Source organism: Nocardioides daphniae (genome assembly GCF_004777465.1).
In the GTDB taxonomy this organism is placed as follows: domain Bacteria; phylum Actinomycetota; class Actinomycetes; order Propionibacteriales; family Nocardioidaceae; genus Nocardioides; species Nocardioides daphniae.
Genome location: NZ_CP038462.1, coordinates 836,990 through 853,248, shown reverse-complemented (window position 1 = coordinate 853,248; position 16,259 = coordinate 836,990). Strand labels below are relative to the sequence as shown.

Annotated in this window: 17 protein-coding genes and 1 pseudogene; 6 read left to right on the top strand and 12 right to left on the bottom strand. The window is 71.8% G+C overall.

What is annotated here, in order from left to right; translation table 11 throughout:
- Window positions 1–140: 140 nt before the first annotated feature.
- The 3 genes from E2C04_RS04115 to mca are packed head-to-tail and all read right to left on the bottom strand — an operon-like array spanning window position 141 to window position 1,623.
- The gene (locus E2C04_RS04115; RefSeq protein ID WP_229721445.1) at window positions 141–413 is read right to left on the bottom strand and encodes a GlsB/YeaQ/YmgE family stress response membrane protein; all 273 of its coding nucleotides are present in this window, start codon (window positions 411–413) and stop codon (window positions 141–143) included.
- 46 nt (window positions 414–459) lie between these two features.
- Window positions 460–726, bottom strand: a complete 267-nt coding sequence (locus E2C04_RS04110) for a hypothetical protein (RefSeq protein WP_135831652.1) — start codon at window positions 724–726, stop codon at window positions 460–462.
- 12 nt (window positions 727–738) lie between these two features.
- Window positions 739–1,623 carry a mycothiol conjugate amidase Mca gene (gene mca / locus E2C04_RS04105; RefSeq protein ID WP_135831651.1) on the bottom strand — a complete coding sequence of 295 codons (885 nt, stop codon included), beginning with the start codon at window positions 1,621–1,623 and terminating at the stop codon, window positions 739–741.
- A gap of 118 nt (window positions 1,624–1,741) precedes the next feature.
- Between mca and E2C04_RS04100 the strand changes: the two are divergent.
- Window positions 1,742–2,074: pseudogene (locus tag E2C04_RS04100) on the top strand (DUF4307 domain-containing protein); the annotation flags it as partial.
- Window positions 2,075–2,221: 147 nt separating this feature from the next.
- Window positions 2,222–2,713 (top strand): transcription elongation factor GreA, encoded by a 492-nt coding sequence (gene greA / locus E2C04_RS04095; RefSeq protein ID WP_135831649.1) that lies wholly within the window; start codon window positions 2,222–2,224, stop codon window positions 2,711–2,713.
- Between the two features lie 51 nt (window positions 2,714–2,764).
- Here greA and ilvA read toward each other — a convergent pair whose 3' ends face one another.
- Genes ilvA through E2C04_RS04080 form a run of 3 tightly spaced genes read right to left on the bottom strand, consistent with a single transcriptional unit; the run spans window position 2,765 to window position 6,530 of the window.
- On the bottom strand, window positions 2,765–3,979 hold the full coding sequence (gene ilvA, locus E2C04_RS04090; RefSeq protein WP_135831648.1) for a threonine ammonia-lyase: 1,215 nt from the start codon (window positions 3,977–3,979) through the stop codon (window positions 2,765–2,767).
- Window positions 3,976–5,310 (bottom strand): AI-2E family transporter, encoded by a 1,335-nt coding sequence (locus E2C04_RS04085; RefSeq protein WP_135831647.1) that lies wholly within the window; start codon window positions 5,308–5,310, stop codon window positions 3,976–3,978. Before E2C04_RS04085 ends, ilvA begins: the two co-directional genes overlap by 4 nt.
- Window positions 5,311–5,369: 59 nt before the next feature.
- Window positions 5,370–6,530, bottom strand: coding sequence for a cystathionine gamma-synthase (locus E2C04_RS04080; protein WP_135831646.1), 1,161 nt, complete (start codon window positions 6,528–6,530; stop codon window positions 5,370–5,372).
- Between the two features lie 89 nt (window positions 6,531–6,619).
- Between E2C04_RS04080 and msrA the strand changes: the two genes are divergently transcribed.
- Window positions 6,620–7,258, top strand: a complete 639-nt coding sequence (msrA, locus tag E2C04_RS04075; RefSeq protein ID WP_135831645.1) for a peptide-methionine (S)-S-oxide reductase MsrA — start codon at window positions 6,620–6,622, stop codon at window positions 7,256–7,258.
- 2 nt (window positions 7,259–7,260) lie between these two features.
- On the opposite strand, the gene E2C04_RS04070 is transcribed toward msrA, so the two are convergent.
- Window positions 7,261–8,130 (bottom strand): hypothetical protein, encoded by an 870-nt coding sequence (locus E2C04_RS04070; RefSeq protein WP_135831644.1) that lies wholly within the window; start codon window positions 8,128–8,130, stop codon window positions 7,261–7,263.
- Between the two features lie 107 nt (window positions 8,131–8,237).
- On the opposite strand from E2C04_RS04070, the gene E2C04_RS04065 reads away from it, so the two are divergent.
- Window positions 8,238–9,590, top strand: a complete 1,353-nt coding sequence (locus E2C04_RS04065; RefSeq protein ID WP_158630586.1) for an HNH endonuclease signature motif containing protein — start codon at window positions 8,238–8,240, stop codon at window positions 9,588–9,590.
- Window positions 9,591–9,701: 111 nt separating this feature from the next.
- A complete protein-coding gene (locus E2C04_RS04060; RefSeq protein ID WP_135831642.1) occupies window positions 9,702–10,043 on the top strand; it encodes a hypothetical protein in 342 nt (113 codons plus the stop codon).
- On the opposite strand, the gene E2C04_RS04055 is transcribed toward E2C04_RS04060, so the two are convergent.
- The 5 genes from E2C04_RS04055 to E2C04_RS22240 all read right to left on the bottom strand — a co-directional run bounded on the left by E2C04_RS04055 (window position 10,015) and on the right by E2C04_RS22240 (window position 15,541).
- Window positions 10,015–11,034: a carboxypeptidase-like regulatory domain-containing protein gene (locus E2C04_RS04055; RefSeq protein WP_135831641.1), complete on the bottom strand. Its 1,020-nt coding sequence runs from the start codon at window positions 11,032–11,034 to the stop codon at window positions 10,015–10,017. The two genes, E2C04_RS04060 and E2C04_RS04055, sit on opposite strands and share 29 nt — an antisense overlap.
- A 526-nt stretch (window positions 11,035–11,560) precedes the next feature.
- Window positions 11,561–13,585, bottom strand: coding sequence for a vWA domain-containing protein (locus E2C04_RS04050; RefSeq protein ID WP_135831640.1), 2,025 nt, complete (start codon window positions 13,583–13,585; stop codon window positions 11,561–11,563).
- Between the two features lie 40 nt (window positions 13,586–13,625).
- The gene (locus E2C04_RS04045; protein ID WP_135831639.1) at window positions 13,626–14,090 is read right to left on the bottom strand and encodes a GNAT family N-acetyltransferase; all 465 of its coding nucleotides are present in this window, start codon (window positions 14,088–14,090) and stop codon (window positions 13,626–13,628) included.
- Between the two features lie 51 nt (window positions 14,091–14,141).
- A complete protein-coding gene (locus tag E2C04_RS04040) occupies window positions 14,142–15,152 on the bottom strand; it encodes a MoxR family ATPase (protein WP_477529296.1) in 1,011 nt (336 codons plus the stop codon).
- Window positions 15,068–15,541 (bottom strand): hypothetical protein, encoded by a 474-nt coding sequence (locus tag E2C04_RS22240; RefSeq protein ID WP_477529295.1) that lies wholly within the window; start codon window positions 15,539–15,541, stop codon window positions 15,068–15,070. Before E2C04_RS22240 ends, E2C04_RS04040 begins: the two co-directional genes overlap by 85 nt.
- 78 nt (window positions 15,542–15,619) lie before the next feature.
- On the opposite strand from E2C04_RS22240, the gene E2C04_RS04035 reads away from it, so the two are divergent.
- Window positions 15,620–16,015 carry a YchJ family protein gene (locus E2C04_RS04035; protein WP_229721443.1) on the top strand — a complete coding sequence of 132 codons (396 nt, stop codon included), beginning with the start codon at window positions 15,620–15,622 and terminating at the stop codon, window positions 16,013–16,015.
- Window positions 16,016–16,259: the final 244 nt, after the last annotated feature.

The following is a 16,259-nucleotide window of genomic DNA, read 5'->3' as shown; positions in this document are numbered from 1 at the left end:
CACCTTCGGGATTCAACAAACAAAAGTATGGCACGGCTGCGGCGCCGGGACCAGCAAAACCGTGAGGCACGTCGGGTGACGTGCCTCACGGCTCTGGATGGTGGTGCTGAGGTGTGGTGCTGTGTGAAGGGCGCTGCGGCTCAGGTGCGGGCGCCGCGCTTGCCGGTCATCGCCTCGGCCGTACCCACCAGGGCGACCGCGACGACGATCGCGATGATCGCGCCGATGATGTTGAGCTCGAAGATGTCACCGCTGCCGATGAGCGAGGCGATCAGGCCTCCGACAAGGGAACCGACGACACCGAGACCCAAGGTGGCCACCCAACTCAGGTCTTGCTTGCCCGGCTTGATGAGCCGAGCTACGGCCCCGACAACGAGGCCGAACACGAGGAAACCAATCACGTCCCAGATCATGGACTCCCTGTACCCCCGTCATCCGGGGTTCACACCTACGACCTGGTCAGTGGTCGGACGGGCCACCCTCGGAGTCGGAGGTCTCGCCCTCGACCGGGTCGCCGTAGACACCACGAGCCTTGGCCTCCGTCGTACGACGGAACTGACGCATGAGGCTCCAGCCGAGGAGCGCCACCGCGACGCACATGCCGAGCCAGAGGAAGAGAGCGACGAAGCCGGCCTTCACCTCGTCGTCCTCCGGCACGGGACGCGGGGTGTCCTGGGCGAAGGTGAGGAAGGAGGTGACGAGGTCGGCGCTGAAGAGGTCGTGCATGTCGCCAGTGTGTCAGGCGTCCGGCTGGAGGCCGGCGAAGAGGTCGTCCTCGGGCACCTCGCTGGGGACGTGGCTCACGACGAGCTCGAAGTCCTCCGTCGGCCAGACCTCCTGCTGCAGCTCGCGCGGGATCCAGAACCAGAAGCCGTCGGGGTCGATCTGCGTCGCGTGCGCCAGCAGCGCCTGGTCGCGCACGCCGAACCACTCGGAGCACTCGACCCGGGTGGTGATGCGGGCGTCGAAGGCGGGGTCGGGCGTCCACTTCTGCAGCCGCTCCGCGTACGGGGACTCCAGGCCGTGCGCCAGCATCGCGTCGTGCAGCGCCTGGGTGCGCGGGCGGTTCATGCTGTGGTGGTAGTAGAGCTTCTGCGGCTGCCACGGCTCCCCGGTGCCCGGGTAGCGCTCGGGGTCACCCGCGGCGTGGAACGCCTCGACCGCCACCTTGTGGCACATGATGTGGTCGGGGTGCGGGTAGCCGCCGTTCTCGTCGTACGTCGTGACGACGTGCGGGCGGAACTCGCGGATCAGCTTGACCAGCGGCTCCGCCGCGACGACCGGGTCCATCAGGCCGAAGCACCCCTCGGGCAGCGGCGGCTTGGGGTCGCCCTCGGGCCAGCCGGAATCGACGAAGCCGAGCCAGTCCTGGCGGACACCGAGGATGTCGCGGGCCCGCTCCATCTCCTGGCGGCGCACCTCGGTGATGTTCTCGGCGATGTCGGGCCGGTCCATCTTGGGGTTGAGGATCGAGCCGCGCTCACCACCCGTGCAGGTGACGACGTGCACGTCGACCCCCTGGGCGACGTACATCGCCGTGGAGGCAGCCCCCTTGCTCGACTCGTCGTCGGGGTGGGCGTGCACGTGCATGAGGCGGAAGCCAGCGCGGGGACCTGCGGACATGCGCCCGAGTCTAGGGGCGCGGGCCGACAGGTTGGCAGGGATGGCACCCTTGGAGCGTGACCACCCAGGCTGAGCTCGACGCCCGCTACGGCACTCCCTCCCCGTCCGCAGGTGGGCCGCCGTCGGCCTCAGCGCCACGATTGCCGTCGCCTTCCTGGGGTGGGTCGCCTGGGCCGCCTTCTTCCACGGCAACCCGGCGGCGGAGTCCCGGCTGGTCGGCTACGACGTCGTCGACGACCACGCCGTCGACGTCCGGGTGCAGGTCGACCTGACCGACGTCGACGAGGCGGAGTGCCTGGTCAGGGCGCTGTCCAGGGACAAGTCGGTCGTCGGCGAGCTCGTGTTCACCGGGAGCGACGGCGTCCAGGAGGTCACCGTCCGTACGGAGCGCGCGGCGACCAGCGCCGACGTGGTCGGGTGCCGCGCGGAGGGCCAGAAGCGCTGGCGCTGACGCAGTCCGCGTCGTCGAGGCCGCCGTTGTGCCCCCTGTTGCTACAGTGGCCTGAACATCTGACACCCGCAGGGCTCTCAGGGAAACGGTCGTGACGCTCACGACGAGCCCCGCGGGTTTTGCTTTTGTCCACACAGGAGTGAATCCATGACCCAGAGCGCAGGCACCATCTGGTTGACCCAGGAGGCCTACGACAAGCTGCAGGCTGAGCTCGACGACCTCAAGGGCCCCAAGCGCCAGGAGATCATCGACCGCATCAGCGCGGCGCGTGACGAGGGCGACCTCAAGGAGAACAGCGGCTACCACGCCGCTCGCGACGAGCAGGGCAAGCAGGAGGCCCGCATCCGTCAGCTCGAGGACATGCTGCGGCGCGCGGAGGTCGGCGAGACCCCGCCCGACGACGGCGTCGTCGAGCCTGGCATGAAGGTCACCGTGAAGTTCGTCGACTTCGGCGACGAGGAGACCTTCCTGCTGGGCGCGCGAGAGATCGAGGAGGAGGGCCTCTCGGTCTACTCCCCGCAGTCGGCGCTCGGCGAGGCGATCAACGGCCGCAAGGTCGGCGACAAGGTCTCCTACAGCGCGCCGAACGGCAAGGAGATCCACATCGAGATCACCGACGCCGTGCCGTTCACCGGCTGACGTCCCACGCACCACCACGACCGGCGCCCGGGTCACCCCGGGCGCCGTTCGTCATTCCTGGATGCGGTGGCCGCGCTCGCGCAGGCGCGTCATGACGTCCTCGGCGTGCTGGGCGCTGCGCGTCTCCAGCTGCACCCGCACCTCGACCTCGTCGATCGCCAGGCTGGGCGAGATCCGCTCATGGGTCACCTCGAGCACGTTGGCCCCCATCTCGCCGATCTCGGCGAGGAGCCGGGCCAGGCCACCGGGCCGGTCGGGGATGCAGACCCGCAGGTAGAGGTAGCGCCCCGCGGCCGCCAGGCCGTGCCGGATCACCTTGCCCAGCAGCAGGGGGTCGATGTTGCCGCCGGAGAGCACGGCCACCGCCGGCGTCTCGACCCGGCGCGGGTCGTCCAGCAACGCCGCCACGGCCGCCGCCCCGGCGGGCTCCACGACCATCTTGGCCCGCTCCACCAGGGAGAGCAGGGCACGGGAGAGCGACTCCTCCCCCACCGTCCAGACGTCGTCGACCAGGTCGCGCACGAGGGAGAAGGTCACCTCGCCGGGCAGCCCGACCGCGATCCCGTCGGCCATCGTCTGCATCTGCTGCAGCGCGACCGGGTGGCCCGACGCCAGCGACTCCGGGAAGGCCGCGGCCCCGGCAGCCTGGACGCCGACGACGCGTACGTCGGGGCGCAGCGCCTTGACCGCGAGCGCGATACCGGCGAGCAGCCCGCCCCCACCGGTCGGCACCAGGACGGTCTTCACGTCGGGCACCTGCTCGAGGATCTCCAGGCCGCAGGTGCCCTGCCCGGCCGACGTCGGTCGGTGGTCGAAGGGGTGGATCAGCACGGCACCGGTCTCCTCGGCGTACGCCCGCGCCTCGGCCAGCGCGTCCTCGAGGTGCCGCCCGTGGAAGACGACCTCGGCGCCGTAGCCCTTGGTCGCCCGCTCCTTCGGGATCGGCGCCCCCTCGGGCATGTAGACCCGCGCGGCGATGCCGAGTCGCTGGGCCGCCAGCGCCACGCCCTGGGCATGGTTGCCGGCCGAGGCGGCGACAACGCCGCGCTCGCGCTCCTCAGGCGTCAGGCCGGCGATGCGGACGTACGCCCCCCGCGCCTTGAACGAGCCGGTGCGCTGGAGGTTCTCGCACTTGAGGTGCACCGGGCCGCCGGCGAGCGACGACAGCCAGCGCGACTCCTCCATCGGGGTGCGGACCGCGACGTCGCGCAGGGTCTCGGCAGCACGGCGTACGTCGTCGATGTCGGGCAGGGTGGGCTGGCTCATGAGGTCGCCTCGCTGGTGTCGTCGGGCCGGTGCTCGGGTTCGTCTGGCTCGAGGAGCTCCTCCTCGGCGTCGGTGGTGGCTATCTCGTCCGGGTCGGAGCGCCCCGCGAGGTGCAGCACGACCGCGTTGATCGCGGCGGCCAGCGGCACCGCCACCAGCGCGCCACCGATCCCGGCCAGGATCAGGCCCATCGCGATCGCGATGATGACGCCGAGCGGGTGCACAGAGACGAAGCGGCCCATCAGGAAGGGCTGCAGCACGTTGCCCTCCACCTGCTGCACCACGATCACGCCGACCAGCATGAGCAGCGCCGCGACGGGGCCCTGGTCGACGAGGGCCACCAGCACGGCGACGGCGCCCGCGACGGTGGCACCGATCATCGGCACGAACGCGCCGAGGAAGACCAGCACGCCGATCGCCAGGACCAGTGGCACGTCGAGCCACCAGGCCACCGCCATGATGCCGACCGAGTCGACGAAGGCGACGATGATCGTGGCCCTCACGAACTGGGTCAGCGAGACCCAGGCGACGCGGCCCGAGGAGTCCACGTGCTCGCGCGCGGCACGGGGCGAGAGGCGGACGATCCAGGTCCAGATCCGCTCGCCGTCGGCGAGGAAGAAGTACATCGCGAAGAGCACGATGAAGAAGCCGGCCGTCACGTTGCCGATCGCGGAGCCCAGGGTGGCGGCCTGACCCAGCGCGTCGGACTTCGACCACTCGGTGATCGCGACCTGCGCCTCGCCGATGTAGTCGTTGATCTGGCTGTCGGAGGCGTGGAGCGGGCCGTCGCGCAGCCAGGCACGGATCTCCTCGAGGCCCTTGACCACCTCGCCGGCGAGCTCGGTGGCGCCGCTGGCCACCTGCTGCCCGGCGAAGGTGAGCAGGACACCCACGACACCGAAGGTCAGCGTCACCCCGAAGATCGAGCCGAGGCTGGCGGGCATGCCGACGTTGCGGGCGGCCCGTACGAGCGGGGAGACCAGGGCGGCCAGCAGCAGCGCGATCGCGAGCGGGAAGACGACCAGCGCGAAGCGGTTGACCGTCCACAGGATCACGTAGCCGGCGGCCACGATGACCAGGAAGCGCCACGACCAGGCCGCGGCGAGGTCGAGGCCCCACGGCACCTGGGCACGCGAGAAGTTCGAGACCCCGGGGCGCACCGGCGGCACCGCCAGCTCCGCGTGCCTCTCGGCCCGGCGCTCGGCCCGCAGGTGCGCCCACTGCTGGGCCAGCTGCTGGGTGAGACGCTCCGCGAGCCGCTCCCCCGCGCTGTCGTGGGTGGCACCCTGTCCAGCGGGCTGCGCCCGCTCGCGTCCCTCGTCGTTGGTCACCGAGTCAGGTTACCGACCGGGTGAGCGGCGACACACTCGCCGGAGGCGGCGCCGGCAGGTCAGCCGAGCGCGCGCTCCAGGTCGGCGATGAGGTCCTCGACGGTCTCGATGCCGACGGAGAGCCGGACCAGGTCCGCAGGGACCTCGAGCTCGGTGCCGGCGACGCTGGCGTGGGTCATCCGACCGGGGTGCTCGATGAGCGACTCGACGCCGCCCAAGGACTCACCCAGGGTGAAGACCTGCGCCTTGGCGCAGACGTCGAGGGCGGCCTGCTCGCCGGCGGCGACCCGGAAGGAGATGATCCCGCCGAAGCGCTTCATCTGCTTCTTGGCGACCTCGTGACCGGGGTGTGCCGCCAGGCCCGGGTAGATGACCTCGGCGACGGCGGGGTGCCCGTCGAGGAACTCGACGATCTTCTCGGCGTTGTCGCAGTGGCGCTCCATGCGCACCGCGAGGGTCTTGAGGCCGCGGTGGGTGAGGAAGCAGTCGAAGGGGCCGGGGACGGCACCCATGGAGTTCTGGTGGAAGCCGATCTTCTCGGCGACCTCGGCGTCGTTGACGACGACCGCGCCGCCGACGACGTCGGAGTGGCCACCGACGTACTTGGTCGTCGAGTGCACGACGATGTCGGCGCCCAGCGTGAGCGGCTGCTGCAGGTAGGGCGAGGCGAAGGTGTTGTCGACGACCAAGAGGGCGCCGCCCTCGTGGGCGACGGCGGCGAGCGCCTCGATGTCGGCGACGTTGAGCAGCGGGTTGGTGGGCGTCTCGACCCAGACCAGCTTCGTACGCCCGGGCTCGATCGCCGCGCGCACGGCCTCGGGGTCGGCGACCACGGCGGGCGTGTGGTCCAGGCCCCAGACCTTGGCGACCTTGTCGAAGAGGCGGTAGGTGCCGCCGTAGGCGTCGTTGGGCAGGACGACGTGGTCGCCGGGGCGGCAGAGCGCCCGGATGATGGTGTCCTCGGCGGCGAGGCCGGAGGCGAAGGCGAAGCCGTGGGCACCGCGCTCGACCGCGGCGAGCGCGCCCTCGAGCGCCGTACGAGTCGGGTTGGCGGAGCGGCTGTACTCGTAGCCGCCGCGCATGCCACCGACACCGTTCTGCTTGTAGGTGCTGGTCGCGTAGATCGGCGGGATGACCGCCCCGGTCATCTCATCCGGCTCGTAGCCGGCGTGGATGGCCCTGGTCTCGAATCCGGCGGAGTCCCACTGCTGCTCAGTCACACCGGCGAGCCTACGCGGGAAGCCTCACGACCATCAAAGCGTTACGTTGGGCGAACCGCTCTTCCCGTCCCCCACCGTCTGGAGTTCCCGTGCTCTTCGGCCGCCTCAAGTCCTCCGTCCCCACGCCCGACCAGGCGCTGCCGGGCCGCGCGTCGCGCCCGTGGGCCCTGGGCCAGCACGTCGTCCTCGACACGCCCGTGGTCACCGACGAGGTGCCCGAAGGCATGGAGGTCGCCGTCTTCGGCCTCGGCTGCTTCTGGGGCGCCGAGGAGTTCTACTGGCAGGTGCCCGGCGTCTGGTCGACGTCGGTGGGGTACGCCGGTGGCACGACGCCGCACCCGACGTACGAGGAGGTGTGCTCGGGCCTGACCGGCCACACCGAGGCGGTGCGCGTCGTCTTCGACCCGTCGGTCGTCTCCTACGCCGACCTGGTGAAGCGTTTCTTCGAGATCCACGACCCGACGCAGGGCATGCGCCAGGGCAACGACGTCGGTACGCAGTACCGTTCGGCGCTCTACACGACCTCGCCCGAGCAGGAGGAGGTCGCGCGCGAGCTGACCGGTCTCTACGCTGCGGAGCTCCAGCGCCAGGGCTTCCCCGAGGTGACCACGGAGATCGCGCCCGCCGGTGAGTACTACTACGCCGAGGACCCGCACCAGCAGTACCTCGCGAAGAACCCGAACGGCTACCGCTGCCACGCGAAGACGGGGATCGCCTTCCCCAGCTGACCTCAGCGGGCCAGGTGGGGCGCGACGGCGCGCCCGGAGCGCACCCGCTCGAGGGCGCGGGCGTCGCCGAGCTCCTCGAGGAGCTCATGATGGGTGGCGTAGAAGGCCAGGGCGTGCGCGAGCAGCGCCGGATCGCCCTCCACCTGGTCGGCCCGCACGACGAGGTCGGGCAGGTGTGACGTCGCCGTGCTGCTGAAACCTCGCGCGGTCCTCTCGTGGGACGTGCAGAAGCCCGGGCGCCTGGTCACGCGGACCCCCGGAGCCGCCCGTCGCCCGAGCCCGGGCGACAGCTCGGCGTCGACGCGCGCGGCCCGGTCCCACGGCAGGCTGAACCTGTCGCCCCACGCGCTGTAGGTGACACCCTCGGGCGTCAGGAGCACCTCGCCGCGCCGCAGGCAGCCCGTGGCGACGTTCCAGAGCTGGAACAGGCACCACCCGAGGAGGATCGGGCTGTTGACGAGGGCCACCCAGGTGCGGCCGGTGGGGGTGGGGTCGTGGTACGCCGCCCAGCCCAGCGCCACGCCGAAGGGCACTCCCGCCACCATGGCGCCCACGGTGAAGCGCCACCCGCCGGCCCCCGCACGGAAGCGCAGACCGATCCCGTCGACGCTGTCGACCAGTGGGCGACGTCGGCCGGGCCAGCGCCACGCCCTGGAAGAGATGTGAGCGGACGCCCCGAAGAAGGCGGCGATCAAGGCGGTGGTGAAGCCCAACGGATACTCGCCGTCGAGGAGCAGTGCCACCGCCCCAAGGCCGCCGAGCAGAGCACCGACGCCGCTGCCGAGCACGAGCCGTCGCGAGACAGTGGGGGGCGCGTCCACCCACGCCACCGGAAACGGCACCAGCGCGTCCGTCTTGTCGTGCACAGCCATGGCTCTCCTCCCCCGGGTCGAGTGGGCACGCTATCGGAGCGGATACCCGGTCAAGGGGATGGTCCAGCACACGCACCACCCCTAGAATCGAATGTATGTTCGAATCCATGACCTCGCCCAGTGACCTGGTCGCGTTGGCGCGTGCCAACGCGGCGCTGGTGCGTCGCGCGGAGGCGGACACGCTGCTGATTGCCTACGAGTGGGCTGTCGCCCACCCGGCCCGGGAGGACGGGGCGGACGCCGCCATCTTCCACTCGCCCGTCGGTTTCGAACCGATCTCGGGCGACGGAACCCTCGAGGTCAACGAGTACGCCGTCGCCGAGCTCGGCGGTGCGCTCGGGTTGTCGACGGATGCGGCGAAGAAGTTGATCGGACACGCGCTCGAGCTGGCGCACCGGCTGCCGCGGCTGTGGGCGCGGGTGACGGCCGGGGAGGTGCCGGTATGGCGAGCCCGGCTGGTGGCCGAGGCCATGATCCATGCCTACCCGGCGTTGCCCGCTGAGGGCGTCGCGTGGATCGATGCTCAGGTTGCTCCGTTCATCGAGAAGATGGGTCGCGCTGCCGTCGACCGGCTCATCGAGCGGGCGATGAAGCTCTACGGCCTCGCGATCGACGAGGACGAGAACGGGGCGTCGGACACCCGGCACGTGACGATCGTGAGTGAGCGCGACCCGTTCGCCCAGACCATGCAGGTCCACGCCGAGCTCGACATCGCTGATGCGCTCGACCTGGAGCAGGCCGTCGCTGCGGGTGCGGCCGGGTTGAAGGCCGCCGGCTGCGAGGAGTCGTTGGACGTACGCCGCTCCCTCGCCCTGGGCGAGCTGGCCCGGCACCAGACCGCGCTCGACCTCGCTGGCGCGGGTGCAGACGAGGAGACGGTCGGCCGGACCACCGCCCGCCGCGTCGACCTGCACCTGCACTTCACCGCCACCGTGGAGCCCGACGAGTCGATCTCCTTCGGGGCCACCGGCCAGCTGGAGAACCGCCAGCGACTCGTCCTGCTGGAGCAGGTCCGCCGCTGGGTCAACACCAGCCACACCGACATCCGGGTCTTGCCCGTGGTCGACCTCAACCAGACCCTCGAGACGGACCGCTACGAACCCACCGACCGGCTCCGCCGCCAAGTGCTTCTTCGCGACGAGACCTGCGTCTTCCCGCACTGCACCCGCCCCAGCCGACGCTGCGACGTCGACCACGTGGTCCCGTTCGACCATGACGCCGCAGCCGAAGGCCGACCACAACCCGGCTCGACGGTCACCGAAAACCTCGCGCCCCTCTGTCGCGGCCACCACCGGCTCAAGACCCACACCGCCTGGCACCTCGAATCCCCAGCCAACGGGGTCTTCGAATGGACGTCACCCCACGGACAACGCTTCCGACGCGACCGTCACGGAACGAGCGACCTGTCTCCGCCGGATCTTCACACTCCTCGCACCGCGCCCACACCCACGCCGGCCTAAGCCCCACCACAGTGGGCGCATGATCCGCACCGCGGCGCTGACCGCTGCGCTCCTGACCCTCGGCGCCTGGGTGGCATCGCGGCCGCCTGGATCCTGTCCCCCACCCGGCCCGTGTCCCCGGAGCACGAGATCGAGGCCGGGGGCGCCTTCGGGATCTTCTACTTCCTCGTCGCGCCCTACCTGCTGGCCTCGCTGTGGGTCGTCCCGAGCGGCCTCACCTCACTCCTCCGCCCCGCCGCGACGTGGGCGCTGACCGTGACCCTCACCAACTCGCTGCTGACCTGCGGCTTCGCCGTGTGGATGCTGGTGGGCGGTTTCGAGCCGCTCCACCGCATCCTGCCGGGCCTTCGGACGTACGCACTGGCCGCGGCGCTCACCAGCGCCCTGACCTTTCTCCTCGCGTTGGCGTCGGTGACGCCTCACGTCACGGAAGATCCGCGTCCACCCCGGTGACGGTGGCGCCGAGCGCGACCTCGACGCGGGTGGCAAGCCCGGGCTTCGTCACACCCGGGTGGAAGTAGCGGAGCTGGGACCCGCGGGTGGTGACGGCGTACTCGATCCGTGCCCGGCCCGGCGCGACGCCGGTGAGCGTCCAGCGTCCGTCGGCGTCCGTCGTGGCAGCCTGACCGCACACCGAGCCGGGCGTGCTCAGGAAGACGTCCACTCCGGACAGTGGCCTCCCGGCGCGATCCGTCACCTGCCCGGACACCGTGGCGACGGCGTCCTCGACCAGGTCGCTGGCCATGTCCTGTCCTGCGACGACGTCCACCTCCCGCTGCTGCGGCCCGCGGCACCGCAGGTCGGTCTGCACCGACCAGAGCCCGGTGCCGAGCCGCACTGCATACCTGCCCTCGGAGTCGGTGCGTACGCTTCTCGTCGTCGTGGGCAGCGCGGGGAAGCGCGGGTCGACCACCCGGTACCCGGTCGAGAAGCGGATCTCCCGGTCCGGCAGCGGCAGCCCGGTCGACGTGGTGAGACGGCCCGTGACCAGCGCGGGCGGAGGCACGACGACGTCGACCTCCGCGGCCTGACCCACGCCGAGCTCGACCACGCGGGCGTCGTCCTCCGAGGTGGCCGAAGGGGCGTGGACGATGCCGCTCCGCGGGCTGTCGACCAGCACCCGGTGGCGGCCGGCCGCCAGTCCGTCGACCTCGTACCGGCCAGCCCTGCCGGGGCGGACCCGGGCGACCTCGACCCAGGCGTCGTCGGTCTGGCGCTCGACGACCACCTCGGTGACCGACCCGTCGGACTCCCCGGTCTCCCCGCGGGAGCCGCCCGCGGTCGCGAACGGCTCGCTCACCGCCCCTCGGATCCGAGCCGCCGGCATCGCGGTGAGGTCCAGGCGCAGGACCTCGTCCTCCTCCACCTGGACGTCCTCGGCGTCGTCCGCCAGCGCCGCCTCGCCCACCCACCACGTCGCCCAGTCGCCGCCGTCAGGGGACACGACCACGCGGTGCGGCCGGGGGTGACCCGGGTGATCTCGTACGTCCCGTCCGGCCCCGTGATGCCGCTCCACGTCGCCCCCGCAGGGACCGCGGAGGCCGGGTTGGGCCCGGCGAAGTAGGGCTCGAACGGAGCCGTGACGACCTTCACCACGACCCCCTCCACCGGCTCCCCGTCCGGCCCGACCACCACGCCGCGCACGGCGCCGGTGGGCGCCTCCACGACCGTGGTCGAGGCCGGGGCCCGACCGGTGGTCGGCGGGTCGCCGGGTCGCTGCGACCACGCAAAACCTACGCCGACCGCAGCGATCAGCGCGAGCCCGGCCAGCAGCGGCCCGAGCTCCCGCAGGGCAGGCACGAGCCGCTGTCGCATCCGGGTTCCGGTCCCCTCCAGACCCTCTCCCATGGGGTCAGTGTGACCCACAACACGTCAGTCGGGAAGGGGTCGCCTGTCCCAGACCCCGGCCGCGACCTCGGAGGCAGCGAACGCCGTGCACCCGCGGCACCCGGCCGGTCGCCGTGGCGCGCTCAACCGACCCAGTCCCCACGGCCACCCCAGCCGCCCCAGCCACCGAAGTCGCTGTAGCGGCCACCCTGCCGGCCGCTGGCCCGGGAGCCGAGGTAGGAGCCGACCACGGCGGCGCCCAGGTCGTCGAGCTCGGGCGAGACCATCCGGCCGTCGACGCGGCGCGCCATCGACTCGATGAAGCGTGCCAGGCCGGGGTCCTCCCCCAGCCGGAAGAAGGTCGTCTGCGCGCCGAGCCGGCGTACGTTGTCGAGCTCGCGCACCGTCTTGGCCAACGTCACCGGGTGCGGCGGGTAGTTGAACCAGACCTGCCCGTCCGACTCCAGGTGCGAGGTGGGCTCGCCGTCGGTGACCACCAGCAGCACCGGCTGCGCACCGGGGTGCTTGCGGAAGTGGCGGGCGGCCAGCAGCAGGCCGTGGTGCAGGTTGGTGCCCTTGTCCCAGCGCGCGTCGAGACCGGTGAGCTCCTCGATCTCCATCGTCCGGGCGTAGCGGCCGAAGCCGATCAGCTGCAGGTGGTCGTTGCGGAAGCGGGTGCGGATCAGCTGGTGCAGCGCCAGCGCCGTGCGCTTCATCGGCACCCAACGTCCGTCCATCGCCATCGAGAAGCTGGTGTCCACGAGCAACGCCACCGCCGCCTGGGTGCGCGCCTCGGTCTCGGCGATCTCGATGTCGTCGACCCCGATGCGTACGCCCCCGGCCGGGGAGCTGCCCTCGGCGACGGTGCGGCGGATCGCGTTGGTGAGCGTGCGGTTGACGTCCCACGGCTCGGTGTCACCGAACTCCCAGGGCCGCGCCGAGCCGGTGAGGTCACCGGCGGCGCCGCTGCGGCGTACGTCGCGCTGCCCCTGGCGCCCCGACATCTGGGTCGCCACGTCGCGCAGCAGCGACTTGCCGAGCTGGCGCATCGCCCGCGGGCTGAGCCGCAGGTCACCGGTGGACCCACGCTCCAGGTAGCCGGACTCGCGCAGCGCCTTCTCGAGGTCGGCCAGCGCCCTCGCGTCGACCGCGGCCTCCTCGCCCAGCTGACGGGCCAGAGCGTCGAGGTCGACGTCGTCCATCCGGGCGCCGTTGTAGGACTGGGCCAGCTGCTCGGCCAACGCCTCCAGGTCAGCGACGTCCTGGAGCACCCCGGTCCCGTCGCCCAGGCCGAGGCCCTCCTCGCCGGAGAAGCGCGACGACCCGTCCCAGTCCTCGCCGGGGCGCAGGGCCTGCAGGTGGGCGTCCATCTGGGCCAGCTGCTCGGCGAGCTCCGCTGAGCCGAACGCCTGCGCCGAGAGCTGCATCAGCTCGTTGCGCTGCTCGGGCGACATCGAGTTGAGCATCCGCTGCGCGGCGGCGCTGCGGGCCGCCAACGCGTCCAGCAGCTCGTCGACGGTCCGCGGCTGCTCGGGGAAGAACTCACCGTGCTTCTCCATGAAGTCGGCGAACTGCTCGGTGGTGTCCTCGCCCCGGCCGTGCGCGGCGAGCAGCGCGTTGAGGTCGGTGAGCATCTCGTTGATCCGCTCGCGGTCCTCGTCGGTGGCGCCCTCCAGCGCCTGCTTCATGCCGGCGAAACGCTGGTCGAGCATCTCGCGCCCGAGCAGGTCCTTGATCTCCTCGTACTTCGCCCTGGCCTCGGAGCTGGCCCAGTCATAGCTGGAGAGCTCGGTGACCGCGGCGGCCGTCGAGGGCGAGAGGGCGTCGAGCTGGAGCTCGCGGAAGGCACGGTCGCCTTCGTCCATCGCGACGTCGCGCGCCAGCTGCCCGCGCTCGGCGAGCACGGCCTCGTCGAGGAGGCGTCGTACGTCCTCGAGCGTGCCGTCGAGGTTGTTCTGCGTCAGGAGCTCACGGCGCTTGCGCGCGACCCGGGCAGCCAGGTCGTCCAGCCCCTGCTGCCCCTGGGGGCCGCGGCGCAGGTACTCCGACAGCGCCCGCTCCGGCGAGGCCCCGGCCATCACGTCCTCGCCGATCGCGCTCAGCGCCTCGCCGAGGTCGACCGGGGGCGCGAGGGGGTCACCGCCGTGGTAGCGCTCGTACCTGCTCATCTCGTCAGCCCTTCTCCCCGCCAGTCGCCGGTCGCTCCGGTCAGTCCCGGTCCAGCCGGGCCCAGACCTGCTTGGGGAACGGCGGGTCGTCGACCACCTCGGCCACGAAGCCGTGCCGCTCGCAGAAGGCGGCGGCGTTGTCGTCGCCCTCCGGGTAGCGGGTCCACAGCGCCTTGTCGTCGACCAAATCGACCACCTCGGTGAGCAGCCGGCTGCCGAGGCGCTGGCCCTGGAAGTCGGGGTGGACGTGCAGCGTGGTCATCACGAAGCGGTCGCGGTCGTCGATGGTCGCCGAGACCAGGGCGATGATCCGCCCGTTGACCTCGCCGACGACGAAGACGCCGTCCTCGAGCGCGTCCGGGATGTCCTCGACCTGCCAGCTCTCGAGCTCGCGGGTCGCGTACGCCGGGTCGATCTGGTCGTACGTCGCGGGCAGCACCACCTCGACCAGGGCTCGGATGGCCTTGGCGTCCTCGGCGGTCGCCTCCCTCAGCTCGACGTGCATGGGTCCTCCTCCGCGCCGGCTCGCACCGGCGTCCCCTCCGACGTCACATGCTCAGCCATAGACCGTCTCGGCCCCGTCGGACTCCTTGCCGATCCGGCGGGCCAGGTAGAGCCCCTCCAGCGCCAGCTCGACCGCACCTGCCACCTCGCCGGGCGTACGGGCGCCGACGCGGGCAGCGATGTCGTCGTAGACCTCCGACTCGCCGAGGCGCGGCAGCCCCTCCAGGAAGTCGCGGGCGCTGACCTGCGCGCCGGTGGCGATGGTGGCGCCGTCCTCGATGGCCTCGACCAGCAGTCCCAGGTCGACCCCGGCCAGGTGGTCGCGCACCGTCGCGGCGACGGCGGTGCGCAGCAGGTGGGTCAGGATCTCCGTCTCCCGGCCCTCCTCACCGGTCTCGAACTCGACCTTGCCGCGCAGCACGGCGACGGCCGACTCGAGGTCGACCAGGCGGGCGACCGCCTCGTCCTCCCCCTGGCGGGTGGCGCGGTGCAGCGCCGCGGCGGCGACCGTCTCGGCACCCGCGATGGTGAAGCGGGCGCTGACGCCGGAGCGCTGGTCGACGGCGCTCGACTCGCGCAGCGCGCGGGTGAAGCGGGCCAGCACCTCCAGCAGCACGTCGGGCACCGCGGCGACGAGGTGGGCCTCCTGGCGGATCACGGCCAGCTCGTCGGCGAGCTCCACCGGGTAGTGGGTGCGGATCTCGGCGCCGAAGCGGTCCTTGAGCGGCGTGATGATGCGGCCGCGGTTGGTGTAGTCCTCGGGGTTGGCGCTGGCGACCACCAGCACGTCGAGCGGCAGGCGCAGCAGGTAGCCGCGGATCTGGACGTCGCGCTCCTCCATCACGTTGAGCATCGCGACCTGGATCCGCTCGGCCAGGTCGGGCAGCTCGTTAATCGCGACGATGCCGCGGTGGCTGCGCGGCACCAGGCCGAAGGCGATGGTGTCGGGGTCACCGAGGTGGCGGCCCTCGGCCACCTTCATCGGGTCGACGTCACCGATGAGGTCGGCCACCGACGTGTCCGGGGTGGCGAGCTTCTCGGCGTACCGCTCGGAGCGGTGCACCCACGCGATCGGCAGGGCGTCGCCCTGGGCGCGGGCGGCGGTGGTCCACTGCGGCGTGATCGGGTCGTACGGGTGCTCCCCAGCTCCGAGCCCTCGATCACCGGGCTCCACTCGTCGAGCAGGTCGACCAGGCTGCGCAGCAGCCGCGTCTTGCCCTGCCCGCGCTCACCCAGCAGCACGATGTCGTGGCCGGCGAGGATCGCGCGCTCGACCTGCGGGATCACCGTGTCGGCGAAGCCGTGCAGGCCGGGCCACGGGTCGACGCCCTCGCGCAGCCGCGCGAGCAGGTTGGCGCGCAGCTCCTCGCGCAGGGTGGTGTGCACGTGGCCGGAGGCCCTGAGCTCCCCCACGGTGCGCGGAGCGGGGGCCTGGGTTGCGATGCTCGTCACAACTCCCAACCTAGCCCGTCCACACCAGCCACCCCAGAGGCGCGCGCCCACGAACCTGCCGAACGTTAGGCTCGCTGCGTGCTGCAACCCGAGTGCCCGTGCGGCGGGACCGACGCGACGCGACGGACGTACGACGCCTGCTGCGGCCGTTTCCACCGCGGCGGCGAGCGACCGCCCACCGCCGAGGCGCTGATGCGCTCGCGCTACTCGGCCTTCGCCCTGGGCCTGGACGACTGGGTCTTCGCGACCTGGCACCCGCGCACCCGGCCCGACGACGTGACCGGGGATCCGGGCACCGTCTGGACCGGCCTGGAGATCCTCGAGACCGTCGACGGCGGCCCCGACGACGAGACCGGCGAGGTCGAGTTCGTGGCGACGTGGCGCTCCGGCGGGCAGGACGGCCGGATGCACGAGCGCAGCCGCTTCGCCCGACGCGCCGGACGCTGGCTCTACCTCGACGGCGACGTCGGCTGAGCTCCACCGACACCCTCTCGGCACTGCGGTGGGTGCGGCCCTGTCTTCACCCCACGTCCGAGGGATGGACCAGACCGTGCCCACATCTGAGACATCTGTCTTACTTTCCACGAGCGCCATCGAGGGAGGTGGTCGCCGCCGCGGGGCCGCAGCGAGCGGACCTCGCTCACTCTCGGGAGGACACGTGCCCCACTTGCCCACAGCATCCCCTGCCCACGCACCGAGGTCGGTGTCTCGACGCGCC

Bases quoted from the DNA above. Each gene is read 5' to 3' on its own strand.
- mca (WP_135831651.1), bottom strand. From the start codon at position 1,623: ATGTCCGCAGGTCCCCGCGCTGGCTTCCGCCTCATGCACGTGCACGCC.
- E2C04_RS04110 (WP_135831652.1), bottom strand. From the start codon at position 726: ATGCACGACCTCTTCAGCGCCGACCTCGTCACCTCCTTCCTCACCTTC.
- ilvA (WP_135831648.1), bottom strand. From the start codon at position 3,979: ATGAGCCAGCCCACCCTGCCCGACATCGACGACGTACGCCGTGCTGCC.
- greA (WP_135831649.1), top strand. From the start codon at position 2,222: ATGACCCAGAGCGCAGGCACCATCTGGTTGACCCAGGAGGCCTACGAC.
- E2C04_RS04070 (WP_135831644.1), bottom strand. From the start codon at position 8,130: ATGGCTGTGCACGACAAGACGGACGCGCTGGTGCCGTTTCCGGTGGCG.
- E2C04_RS04115 (WP_229721445.1), bottom strand. From the start codon at position 413: ATGATCTGGGACGTGATTGGTTTCCTCGTGTTCGGCCTCGTTGTCGGG.
- E2C04_RS04065 (WP_158630586.1), top strand. From the start codon at position 8,238: ATGACCTCGCCCAGTGACCTGGTCGCGTTGGCGCGTGCCAACGCGGCG.
- E2C04_RS04045 (WP_135831639.1), bottom strand. From the start codon at position 14,090: ATGCACGTCGAGCTGAGGGAGGCGACCGCCGAGGACGCCAAGGCCATC.
- E2C04_RS04050 (WP_135831640.1), bottom strand. From the start codon at position 13,585: ATGAGCAGGTACGAGCGCTACCACGGCGGTGACCCCCTCGCGCCCCCG.